Source organism: Gammaproteobacteria bacterium, assembly GCA_035501935.1.
Lineage (GTDB): Bacteria > Pseudomonadota > Gammaproteobacteria > JAJPIJ01 > JAJPIJ01 > JAJPIJ01.
The window spans coordinates 48,838-61,563 of the sequence record DATJVC010000033.1; the positions used below are offsets into that span (position 1 = coordinate 48,838).

Below are 12,726 nucleotides of genomic sequence, written 5' to 3' on the forward strand. Positions count from 1 at the left end.
AACCATGGAAGCAGATTCGCAGTCCTCGCAGGAAATGGCGCCGCCCCCATCAGTCATCACCGATCTGCTCCCGCTGTCCGGACCAATGCATGGGCGGGTGACACGCGCGCGGCTGGATTGGCTGCAGGCGCTGCTGATTGCGTTGTTGATGGCGGCAGCCACCGTCACCCTGTGGGGCAGTTTCAACCGCCCGGTCGACATTGTCGACTGGAACGGAAAAATTCACGGCGTGTCCTTCAGCGCCTATCAGAAGGATCAGAATCCTTACACGCAAACCTACCCCACCGAACGGGAGCTGGAAGCCGACATTGCCATGCTCCGGGATCGGGTCAACAGCATCCGCACTTATTCCTCCACGCACGGTTTCGAGGCGGTGCCGCGCCTGGCGCAGAAGTACGGTCTCAGGGTCACGGCGGGCGCATGGTTCAACCGTAGCAGGGAAAACAATGCAAAGGAGTACAACAACCTGATCCGCAACGCCGAGACCTATCCTAATGTCACGCGCGTGATTATCGGTAACGAAACGCTGCTGCGCGGCGACATGACGGTGAAGGAATTGTCGGCGTATCTGCGTTATGCGCGTCAACGTTTGCACCAGCCGGTGAGCACGGCCGAAACATGGGATCAATGGCTGCTACACCCGGAACTGGCGAAGTCCGTGGACTTTATCGCCATCCACGTGCTGCCATATTGGGAAAAAGTGCCCGTGGAGAAATCGGTGGATTGGGTCATGGATCGCTATGAGGTCGTCAAGAAACGATTCCCCGGCAAGACCGTGGTCATCGACGAAACGGGATGGCCGAGCAGCGGACCGCGTCTCGGCCCGGCCAGGCCCTCGCTGGTGAACGCCGCAAGTTTTGCACGCGATTTCATCAAGGAGGCGCAACGCCAGCACGTCGAGTATTTCATCATGGAGGCCTTCGATCAGCCCTGGAAAAAGGTCGATGAGGGCGCGGTCGGGCCGCATTGGGGGATGTTCAACGCCGACCGCGAATCCAAATATCCACTGGCCGGCGCGCTTGTTCCCGACAAGGACTGGCGTTCCAAGGCCTTTGCGGCGGTGTTGCTGGCTTTGCTGCCGATCCTGTGGTTTGCGGCGCAACGCACCGATCTGAAACTACGCGGCCGTCTCTTTTTCGCGCTGCTGCTGCAAACAGCGACGGCGGCGGCGATATGGACCTCGCTATTGCCGCATACGAAGGAATTGTCCGACTTCAGCTTGTGGATATGGTATTTGCTGTTCCCCGCACAATTGCTGTTGTTGGTGGTGATGCTCATCAACGGCTTGGAGATGGCGGAAATGATCTGGCCCCGGCGGCTGCGGCGTCACTTCGAGGCATATTCCGCGGCGCCGATGTCCGTGCTACCCAGGGTCTCGTTGCATCTGCCCATCCACAATGAACCGCCGGCAGTCGTATTCGAGACCTTGGCCGGTCTCGCCCGGCTGGATTACCCGGATTATGAAGTGCTGGTGATCGATAACAATACAAAAGACCCCGCGATCTGGCAGCCAGTACGTGATTATTGCGAACGGCTGGGCGAACGTTTCCACTTTTTCCATCTCGAGAACTGGCCGGGGTACAAGGCCGGGGCGCTGAACTTTGCCTTGAGAAACACCGATCCCGCGGCGGCAATCGTGGGCGTCGTCGATAGCGATTACGTCGTCACGCCGGATTGGTTGAAATCACTGGTGCCTTACTTCGAGCATGACGAAGTGGCCTTCGTGCAGGCGCCGCAAGACCACCGCGCCTGGCGGGACAGCGTATTCAAGACCATGTGTAATTGGGAATACAACGGCTTTTTTGAAATCGGCATGGTTCAACGCAACGAGCGCAACGCCATCATCCAGCATGGCACGATGACGATGATTCGCAAACAGGCCCTGTGGCGTGCAGGCGCCTGGGGCGAGTGGTGCATCTGCGAAGATGCCGAACTGGGGCTGCGTCTGCTCACCCGCGGTCACGAGGCGGTGTACGTCAATCATGTCTTCGGCCGCGGTTTGGTGCCTGAGAGTTTCAGTGCCTACAAGAACCAGCGTTTCCGCTGGGTGTACGGCGCGGTGCAGATTCTGAAGCGACACTGGCGGGAACTGTTCCTGCCCGGCGTTGGCCGCCTCACGTTGGGACAGCGTTTCCATTTTGTGAGCGGCTGGATGCCCTGGTTTGCCGACGCGCTGCAGCTCGTGTTCACGGTGGCCGGTTTGTTCTGGACCGTCGGCATGCTGGTTGCGCCGCGCAGCATGGAACTGCCGTTGGAGGATTTTTTAATACCGACGGTGGGCGTTTTTGTGTTCAAGATTTTTCACAATCTCATGCTCTATGATGCGCGGGTAAAATGCGGCTGGCGCGAGCGGTTGGGCGCGGCCGTGGCCGGCATGTCATTGACGCACAGCATCGCCCGGGCGGTTTTCACCGGCCTCATTACCCGCAGTCGTCCGTTCCTGCGCACGCCGAAGATGGAGGGCCGTGCGGCGTGGTTGCAGGGACTGGCGATGGCTCGTGAAGAGGGCATGATTGCGCTGGCGCTCGTTTTGGCGGCGGTGACGGTCATCCGTGTATTCGGCGCTGATGGCGCAGACATTCTCTGCTGGGTGGCCGTCCTATTGGTACAGGCGGTGCCCAATCTTGCCGCGGTCCTGATGGGTGTAACAAGCGTTCTACGGCCGGCGGAAAAATCCGCCTCCGTTCCGCGGCCGGCCATGGCGCCAGCAGGCGCTACAAATTGATGCATGGATCCGTTTGACGCCCCACGATGACGCATTCGCTCTTTGTGATGTCTTTCACAATAGAGCGGCTGTGTATGCGGGCGTCAACGATTAATGCCATTTATTATTCGTTTTTCATCATTAATTTCCCCGGTCGTCACGACTACGTAACACAATTTTGAGAAATTTTATTCCGACCGCCGGTGAAAAATTTTGGTATGTAACTTGCTCTGTATCCTGGCGTCGACATTTCGTTGGGATCAAACAAATTGAATAATCTGAATTTACTGATTGCCGATACTCCCATGATTGGTGCGGAGCGCACCGAGCCGGTGCAGGATACCGCCATACTGCAGCTCGCGCACGCCACGATCGGACTTTCGCAGGTTGCCCCGCAACTCAGTGAAATGGCGGCGGGACGGCAGGCCGAGGCCGAACGGCAGGCGAATCACGTGCGCAATATCGTCAACATGACCCGCGAGATGACCACCACGCTCGACCAGACCGTGCGTCAACTGCGGATTTCAACGCGCGAAATTGGCGATCTGAGTTCGATGATCCGCAGCATCGCAAATGCGACCCGCATGATTGCCATCAATACCAGCATCGCGGCGGCGCACGCGGGCAAGGAAGGACGGGCTTTTGCGGTGCTGGCGAAGGAAATCCGCATGCTTTCCGAAAATGCCGCGGCGGCGACGAAGGATGTGCAGGAGAAGGTCGAGCGTCTTCAGGAAAACACCCTGCGTACCGCCCAAGCCATCGGTCTGGAGGAGGGGGGCGGGGAATCGCTCGACAAGAGGGGGAATGGCCGTGGCCTGGCGTGGTTGCTCGAGTGCATGGATGAGGCGGACGTGAGTGCTTCCCGCCAGGCCAACGAGGCGCGCGAATTGAACAAACTCGGCTTGAGCCTGCGTGAGCTGAGCGAGCAAATGATCAGTTCTGTGGGCGCGTTCCGGCTGCAGGCGCACAACCGCGTCGAGGAATTGGTTGAAGAGCTGCGGGCCGACTACGGCATGCGATCCGATGATCCGGGGCGGCAGGCGAGTGTTCTGCGCCTGGCGGTCAAACGCTGCCCGTTCGTCGAGTTGGCGTATGCCACCGATGCGCGTGGCGTCCAGGTTACCGAGAATATCTCCCGCAGGGATTTTCAGGCGGCCTATGGAACTTCCGGCCTGAACAAAAACTGGTCGCAACGCCCCTGGTTTCGCGGCGCAGTGCGTACGGACGGGGTATATCTTTCCGAGATTTATCGTTCGGCGGCCACGGATGAATTCTGCCTGACCGCCTCCGCCACCTTCAGCGGGAAGGATGGACGGGTTATGGGCGTGGTTGCCATCGATGTCAATTTCCGCGAGATCCTGGGAGACGACGGTCTTTAGTCAATCTCGATGCTTCGCAAGCATCGCCGCAATGAATGACAGCCATGTGGGATTGGGTTCCCAGACAGTCTTCATCAAGGCAAATGCTTCCTCTACGGATTTATTCTGTTTGATGGCCTGATAAAGGCCCAGAAACGCAGTCACCCGCATATTGGCCGCACAGTGCATCAATATTTTTTGTCCCTGATGTTTCTCCAGGGCCGCAAAAAAGGCCAGCAGATTATTTTCCGTGGGCGCATCGAACTGAACTGGAATATGTATGTACTCCATGCCCAGTGATTTGACATAACCCGGCTCATCCCGCAGGGAATAGCGGGGATCGTCATGAAGTGCGAGGTTGAGGATGACGCAGAAGCCCGCGCGCGCCGCAGCCGCAAGTTGTCTTTCCGTCGGTTGCCCGGATGTGGACAGTCTTGAATCCACCGCCCGGTAATTGTGGATGTCTGTGACTTGTGTTCCGCTCATAAATCAAAGTAAAAAAACCGGGGGCTTTACGTCAGCCATTTATGACGGTTGCCTTTGAGCGCGATCGTCGCCAGCATAAATTCTTTACTTTGTGCAATAGCATCAGTAACCTGAATCCCCACCCCACAGCCGGCAGAGCCGACCCCATGATTCTCTCAAATTTACCGGGTTGACCGTTCATGGGCACTACATTGTCCTTGTTCGACCAGGCGGAACGCAAACCCCTGCATGAATTCACCGAGCGGGCGTACCTGGATTATTCCATGTACGTCATACTTGACCGCGCGCTGCCGCATCTGGCTGATGGGTTAAAGCCGGTGCAGCGTCGCATTGTCTACGCCATGTCGGAACTGGGGCTCGCTGCCGGTGCGAAATTCAAAAAATCCGCGCGCGCGGTAGGCGATGTCATCGGCAAGTTCCACCCGCACGGCGATTCCGCCTGTTACGAGGCGATGGTGCTGATGGCGCAGGATTTCAGCTATCGCTACCCATTGATCGACGGCCAGGGCAACTGGGGATCCATGGACGATCCCAAGTCTTTCGCGGCCATGCGCTATACCGAATCGCGGCTCACGGCTTACGCACAGTTGCTGTTGAGCGAGCTGGGGGAGGGGACGACGGAGTGGGTCCCGAACTTCGATGGCACGCTGACGGAGCCAAAACTGCTGCCGGCGCGGCTGCCGAATGTCTTGCTGAATGGCGCGGCCGGCATCGCCGTCGGCATGGCGACTGATATTCCGCCGCACAACCTGCGCGAAGTGGCGGCCGCCTGCATCCTGCTGCTTGAACAGCCCGGCACGACCGCGCGTGAGTTGTGCAAGCAGATCAAAGGCCCGGATTTCCCCACCCGCGCCGAGATCATCACGCCGCGCAATGAATTGCGGAAAATGTACGAAACCGGCAATGGCATGGTGCGCATGCGCGCGGTGTATGAAGCGGAGGGCGACGACATCGTCATAACCGCTTTGCCGTATCAGACCTCCGGCGCCAAGGTGTTGGAGCAGATCGCGGCGCAGATGCGGGACAAGAAACTGCCTATGCTGGAAGACCTGCGCGATGAGTCCGATCATGAAACGCCGACGCGGCTGGTGCTGGTGCCGCGCTCCAGCCGTGTCGATATTGAGGCCTTGATGGCGCATTTATTTGCCACCACGGATCTCGAAAAATCCTACCGCGTCAATCTCAATGTCATCGGCGCGAACGGCCTGCCGCAGGTCAAGGACATCAAGTCGCTGCTCGCCGAATGGCTGGAGTGGCGGCTGCAGACCGTCAAGCGGCGGCTGCGGCACCGTTTTGAAAAAGTCACCGCGCGCCTGCATATCCTCGATGGCTTGCTGACCGCCCACCTCAACATCGATCAAGTCATCGCCATCATCCGCAGAGAGGACGAACCCAAGCCGGTGTTGATGAAACGCTTCAAATTGAGCGCCGAGCAGACCGACGCCATTCTCGATCTCAAGTTGCGGCACCTGGCAAAACTTGAGGAAATCAAGATTCGTAGCGAGCAAAAGGATCTGAAATCCGAACAAGCCGATTTGAAGAAAACCTTGGATTCGCGGTCGCGCCTGAAGACAGTGGTCAGGCAGGAGATCGAAACGGATGCGGAAAAATACGGCGATGCACGGCGCTCTCCCATCGTCCAGCGCGAGCAGGCGCAGGCACTGGATGAATCCGAACTCATACCGGCCGAGCCGGTGACGGTGGTGCTGTCGCAGATGGGCTGGGTGCGCGCTGCCAGGGGGCACGAAATCAATCCCGCCGAACTCAGCTACCGCACGGGCGATGGCTATTTAGGCCATGCCTGCGGCCGGTCCAACCAGATGGCGGTGTTCATAGATTCGACCGGTCGTTGCTATTCGCTGCCCGCCCACAGCCTGCCGTCGGCGCGTGGACTCGGAGAACCGCTGTCGGGAAGGCTCACCCCGCCGGATGGGGCGAGTTTCTCAGGCGTGATGCTGGGCAATCCTGATGCGCTTTATGTGTTGGCGAGTGGTGCGGGATATGGTTTTGTAGCCAAGCTCGAAGAACTCTACGCCAAAAACAAGGCAGGCAAGGCCGTGCTCAGAGTTCCAGCGGGCGCCGGCGTGGCCTGCCCCGGTCCCGTGCAGGCCTTTCAAACGGACGAACTCGCGGCGGTATCGAAGGAAGGGCGTCTGGCGCTGTTTCCTGTCAAGGAACTTCCCGTTCTGAACAAGGGCAAGGGGTTGAAACTGATCAGCATCAAACCCGATGCCTTATCGAGGGGCGAAGACGGACTCGTTGCAGTGATGGCAATCCCCGAGGATAAGAGTCTCAAGATATATTCCGGTCAGCGTTGGGTCACGCTCAAGGCCGCAGATCTGGCGGCGTTTCGCGGCCCGCGAGGCCGGCGCGGCAACAAATTGCCGCGCGGCTATAGGCGTGCTGAGAAATTGGAGGTATGTGACTGATATTTTACTTTAATGTATTTTAAATAATATATATTTATCAATATATTACCGTGTAAATTTCATTAAGATTAATGGAGGTATATTCATCCCTGCCACCGGTTTAAGCCGTTGAAACGTAAGTATGGAACCCCCATCTAATTGTTAACCAATTTCTTCGTGAGGGAATCGTAATGCGACGTCTGCTTTTATTCATCGCCACCAACCTTGCGGTGATGGTGGTCATCTCCTTCGTTCTCAAAGTGCTGGGCTTGGAAGGCGTTTTGTATCAGCGCGGCGTCCATATCGATTTGATGAATTTGCTGGCGGTGGCCGGCGTGGTCGGCATGACCGGTTCGTTCATCTCGCTGGCCATGTCCAAGTTCCTGGCCAGGATGTCCACCGGCGCGCGGGTCATCGGGCAGCCGTCCAACGCCAGCGAGGCGTGGCTGCTGCAAACGGTGGCGCATCACGCGCAGGCCGCCGGCATCGGCATGCCGGAAGTGGCCATCTACGACAGCCCCGATATCAACGCCTTTGCCACCGGAATGAATCGTGACCACGCGTTGGTGGCGGTCAGCACCGGCCTGCTGCGACAGATGGATCAGAATGAGGCGGAGGCGGTGCTGGGTCACGAAATCACCCACGTTTCCAACGGCGATATGGTGACGATGGCGTTGATCCAGGGCGTGCTGAACACGTTCGTGTTTTTCCTCTCGCGCGTGGTCGGCTTCATCGTCGATCAGGCGCTGTCACGCGGCGACAACCGGGGTTATGGTTATGGCGCCGGTTACTGGCTGACGGTGATGGTCTCCCAACTGGTGTTCGGAATCCTGGCCAGCATCATCGTGATGTGGTTCAGCCGCCAGCGCGAGTTTCGCGCCGATGCCGGCGGCGCCCGGCTCGCGGGCCGTGGAAAAATGATCGCCGCCCTGGAGCGGCTGCAGGCGGCCTATGAGCCGCCGCATCTGCCGCAGCAACTGGCCGCCTTCGGCATTTCCGGCGCCCGTGACGGCGGTCTGATGCGTCTATTCATGAGCCATCCGCCACTGGAGGAACGCATCGCCGCCCTGCGCAATGCAGCTTAAGGCATACTTCTGAAAAAAGTCTGGGTCTCCGGTAGAAGGGTGTACCGGCGTTGCGCAGCAACGGAGGGAAACAAAAGCGCGGCTGCGATGCGGTGACTGCCTTGTGGTGCGAGAGCAGCCGCCAGCAACCCGGTTCGACCCTAAACGCAGCCGCTGCTCCCCTGCCTGAAAGAGCCACTCCGCGGCCATAAGTCTGGGGGCGCCTTCTTGTTTCCCGACTCTGAAAAGTCCGGGAGGGACTTATTCAGAGAAAATTGATTATTCAAAAAAAAGCGCCCGCGGGCGCGGGCGCATAAGGAGACGGCACTTGTGAAGCTGGAGAGGAGAGGTGCCCCCGTCAATCCCAGCTTAAAGCGCCGCCTGTCTGGTACTCGGTAACGCGCGTCTCGAAGAAGTTTTTCTCCTTCTTCAAGTCAATCAATTCGCTCATCCACGGGAACGGATTGGTTGCGCCCGGATATTGCTCGGGCAGGCCAATCTGTGCGCAGCGGCGATTGGCGATGAAATGGAGGTATTCCTCGAACATGCCGGCGTTCAAGCCCAGCACGCCGCGCGGCATGGTGTCGCGCGCGTAGCGTACCTCGAGTTCGACGCCTTCGCGGATAAGGTCGAGCATTTCATTGCGAAATTCCGCTGTCCATAGCTGCGGATTTTCGATCTTGATCTGATTGATGACATCGATGCCGAAGTTCATGTGCATCGACTCATCGCGCATGATGTACTGGAACTGCTCGGCGACACCCGTCATCTTGTTGCGGCGGCCCATGGACAGCACCTGCACGAAGCCGACGTAGAAAAAGATGCCTTCGAACACGACATAGAAGGCAATCAGATCGCGCAGCAGGCGTTGATCGGCGGCGTGCGTGCCGGTATGGAAGTTCGGATCACCCAGGCTGTCGGTAAAGCGCATGGCCCATGACGCCTTGTCGTGTACCGAGGAGATTTCGCGGTAGGTGTTGAATACCTCCGCCTCATCCAGCGCCAGGCTTTCCACGCAATACTGATAGGCATGCGTGTGCAGCGCCTCCTCGAAGGCCTGGCGCAACAGGTACTGGCGGCACTCGGGGTTGGTGATGTGGCGGTAGACGGCCAGCACCAGGTTGTTGGCGACCAGCGAGTCGGCCGTCGAAAAGAAGCCGAGATTGCGCTTGACGATCAGGCGCTCGTCCTCGGTCAGGCCGTTCGGGTCCTTCCACAGGGCGATGTCGGCGTTCATGTTGATTTCCTGCGGCATCCAGTGATTGCAGCAGGCGTCAAGATATTTCTGCCAGGCCCATTGGTACTTGAAGGGCACCAGCTGGTTGACGTCGGCGCGGCAATTGATCATGCGCTTGTCGTCGACCGACAGGCGGTGGGCGCCAAACTCGACCTCCTCCAGGCCGGTGAGGCCGTGGACCTCCGTGGAAGTTGCGGCCGCCTGTTCCGGAACGGGCGGTACTTCAGTACGCGCCCGTGTGGGCGAGACGGCGTCCCCGGCGGTGAGGGCAGTAGCCACATCCGCAGCTACTTGCGGATGGAAAACGGAACTGAGCTTGGACTTCAGTGCGTTAATCGGGTCTTCCCAATTCAGCATGATGGGGTATCTCCTACTGACAGGATTCACAGTCGGGATCGGTGATTGAACATGTCTTCGGCGCGGGTTCGGCTTCCGCGTCGTTTTTCACCGCATTCAGCTTGCCCTCGGCCAGCGTGCTCTTCTCCACGTGCGTGGCACCAATGGAGCGCAGGTAGTAGGTGGTTTTCAACCCCCGCACCCAGGCCAGCTTGTAAAGATTGTCGAGCTTCTTGCCGTTGGGCTCGGCCATGTACAGGTTCAATGACTGCGCCTGGTCGATCCACTTCTGGCGACGGGCGGCCGCCTCGACCAGCCAGCGCGGGTCAATCTCGAAGGCGGTGGCGTAGAGCTTCTTCAGGTCATCGGGGATGCGATCGATAGGCGACACCGAACCGTCGTAATATTTGAGATCATTCACCATGACCTCGTCCCACAATCCGAGCTTCTTCAGATCGCGCACCAGATAGGGATTGACGACGGTGAACTCGCCCGACAGGTTCGATTTGACGTACAGGTTCTGGTAGGTCGGCTCGATGGACTGCACCACTCCGGTGATGTTGGAGATGGTGGCGGTCGGCGCGATGGCCATGGTGTTGGAATTGCGCATGCCCACGCGTTGAACGCGCGCACGCAGGGCGCTCCAGTTCAGCGTGCAGGCGCGGTCGACGTCCAGATAACCGCCGCGACCATCCTCCAGCAGGCGGATCGAATCGATGGGCAGGATGCCCTTGTTCCACAGCGAGCCCTGGTAGCTGGAGTAGGTGCCGCGTTCCTCGGCCAGTTCGGTCGAGGCCATGATGGCGCAGAAACTCACCGCCTCCATGGATCGATCGGCGAATTCGACCGCCTCCATGGACTCGTTGGGAATGCGCAGTTGGTACAGGGCGTCCTGGAACCCCATGATGCCCAGACCCACGGGCCGGTGGCGCAGATTGGAATTGCGCGCCGTGGCCACCGAGTAGTAGTTGTAGTCGATGACATTATCCAGCATGCGCATGGCCGTGCGCACCGTGCGCTCCAGCTTGGGCAGGTCGAGCTGACCGTCCTTGATGTGCTGGGCGAGATTGACCGAGCCCAAGTTGCAGACGGCGATCTCGCTGCTGGAGGTGTTCAGTGTGATCTCGGTGCAGAGGTTGGAACTGTGCACCACGCCCGCGTGCTGCTGCGGCGAGCGTAGATTGCAGGGGTCCTTGAACGTAATCCAGGGATGGCCGGTCTCGTAGAGCATGCCCAGCATCTTGCGCCAGAGATCGGCGGCCCGCAGGCTCTTGGTGTTCTTGAGTTCGCCGCGCCTGGCCTTGTCTTCGTAATACTGGTAGCGTTCCTCGAAGGCCTGGCCCACGAGGTCGTGCAAATCCGCCACTTCATCCGGGGAGAACAGCGTCCATTCGTCATTCTCAATCACGCGCTTCATGAACAGGTCCGGCACCCAGTTGGCGGTGTTCATGTCGTGGGTGCGGCGGCGGTCATCGCCGGTGTTCTTGCGCAGCTCGAGGAATTCCTCGATGTCGATGTGCCAGGTCTCCAGATACGAGCACAACGCCCCTTTGCGCTTGCCGCCCTGGTTCACGGCCACGGCGGTGTCGTTGGCGACCTTGAGAAAGGGCACCACGCCCTGCGACTTGCCGTTGGTGCCCTTGATGTGGGCGCCCATGCCGCGCACCGGCGTCCAGTCGTTGCCGAGCCCCCCCGCGTACTTGGAGAGCAGCGCGTTGTCCTTGATGGCATTGAAAATGCCGTCCAGATCGTCCGCCACGGTGGTGAGATAACAGGACGACAACTGCGGCCGCAGCGTGCCGGAATTGAACAGGGTCGGCGTGCTCGACATGAAATCGAACGAGGAGAGCAGGTCGTAAAACTCGATGCTGCGCTTTTCCGGCTCCAGTTCGTTGATGGCCAGCCCCATGGCCACGCGCATGAAGAAGGCCTGCGGCAGTTCGAAGCGCATGCCCTTGCTATGGAGGAAGTAACGGTCGTACAGCGTTTGCAGTCCCAGATACGTGAATTGGAAATCGCGTTCGGGTTTTAACGCGTTGGCCAGCGTGTCGAGGTTGTAGTTGCACAGACGCCTGTCCATCAACTCCAAATCGGTGGCGCGCTTGATGTAGGCCTTGAAATATTCGCCGTAACGCTCGCCCATTTCCTGCTGGGTGGCCACCATGGGCCGGTCGAACACAAAGGAGAGCGCCTCATGTCGCAGGCTGTCCAGCAGCAATCGTGCGGCGACATAGGAGTAATTGGGCTCCTTTTCGATGAAGGTGCGGGCGGCCATGACCAGCGCCTTGGCGACGTCCTTTTCGGCGACACCGTCGAAGAGATTGCGTTTGGTTTCCTCGATCACCACTTGCGGATGGGTTTCGGTGAGGCCGGCGCAGGCCTCGCGCACGAGCCGCTCCAGGCGCGCTTCGTCCAACGGCGTCTGGGTGCCTTGCGCGAGCGTTACGCGCAGGGACGGCGCCCGCTGTGCCTCGGCCTCGGCCTTTTCCGCGGCACGGGCGCGATTGCGCTCCTCACGGTACAACACATAATCGCGCGCGACCTTGTGTTCGCCGGCGCGCATCAGCGCCAGTTCCACCTGGTCCTGGATGTCCTCGATGTGGACGGTGCCGCCGCCGGGCAGCCGCCGGGTGATGGCGCGCACCACCTGATCGGTCAGGGCCTGGACGGTTTCATGGATGCGGGTCGAGGCGGCGGCGCTGCCGCCTTCCACGGCCAGGAAGGCCTTGGTCAAGGCCACCGTGATCTTGTTCTGATCGAAGGTGGTCAACTTGCCGTTACGGCGGATGACCCGGTGTTGACCCGGGGTCACGGCACTCAATTCTGTATCGCTGGGTATGCTCAGGTTTAAGGTCTGGTCCACCAATTCGGTGGTCTGCCCCGTCACTGTGGTCGCCATCTTGGGGCGGGCAGTTGCGGTATCTAAACCCATAACTCGCTTTCTCCCTTGAAATTTTTATAACTTCTGCCGGCCCGCCAAGTGCGATCTTCCCCGATTTGAAACGGCGGACCCGGCCGGAATTTGGTATTTATGCTGCTTGAAAGCAGTCTGAAAGGTAACATAGCACCACAATCTAATGCGGTCAACTATCCTTTTAACCACAATATGTTGTGTATTATTCTGAATATATTA

The 12,726-nt window shown here is 59.0% G+C and carries 7 protein-coding genes; 4 read left to right on the top strand and 3 right to left on the bottom strand.

Annotated features, from left to right (window positions below):
* Positions 1-4 precede the first annotated feature (4 nt).
* Complete coding sequence (locus VMH34_08960; protein HTT08901.1) at positions 5-2,725, top strand: glycosyltransferase; 2,721 nt, start codon at positions 5-7, stop codon at positions 2,723-2,725.
* A 248-nt stretch (positions 2,726-2,973) separates the two neighbouring features.
* Positions 2,974-4,083: a methyl-accepting chemotaxis protein gene (locus VMH34_08965; protein HTT08902.1), complete on the top strand. Its 1,110-nt coding sequence runs from the start codon at positions 2,974-2,976 to the stop codon at positions 4,081-4,083.
* Here the strand turns inward: VMH34_08965 and VMH34_08970 are convergent, their stop codons facing one another.
* On the bottom strand, positions 4,084-4,548 hold the full coding sequence (locus tag VMH34_08970) for a protein tyrosine phosphatase family protein (protein ID HTT08903.1): 465 nt from the start codon (positions 4,546-4,548) through the stop codon (positions 4,084-4,086).
* 179 nt (positions 4,549-4,727) lie between these two features.
* Between VMH34_08970 and parC the strand changes: the two genes are divergently transcribed.
* Both parC and htpX read left to right on the top strand, forming a co-directional pair.
* Complete coding sequence (parC, locus tag VMH34_08975) at positions 4,728-6,977, top strand: DNA topoisomerase IV subunit A (GenBank protein HTT08904.1); 2,250 nt, start codon at positions 4,728-4,730, stop codon at positions 6,975-6,977.
* Positions 6,978-7,147: 170 nt separating this feature from the next.
* Positions 7,148-8,041: a protease HtpX gene (gene htpX, locus VMH34_08980; GenBank protein HTT08905.1), complete on the top strand. Its 894-nt coding sequence runs from the start codon at positions 7,148-7,150 to the stop codon at positions 8,039-8,041.
* Positions 8,042-8,378: 337 nt separating this feature from the next.
* On the opposite strand, the gene VMH34_08985 is transcribed toward htpX, so the two are convergent.
* Positions 8,379-9,614 carry a ribonucleotide-diphosphate reductase subunit beta gene (locus VMH34_08985; protein HTT08906.1) on the bottom strand — a complete coding sequence of 412 codons (1,236 nt, stop codon included), beginning with the start codon at positions 9,612-9,614 and terminating at the stop codon, positions 8,379-8,381.
* Positions 9,615-9,627: 13 nt separating this feature from the next.
* On the bottom strand, positions 9,628-12,492 hold the full coding sequence (locus tag VMH34_08990; GenBank protein ID HTT08907.1) for a ribonucleoside-diphosphate reductase subunit alpha: 2,865 nt from the start codon (positions 12,490-12,492) through the stop codon (positions 9,628-9,630).
* Positions 12,493-12,726: the final 234 nt, after the last annotated feature.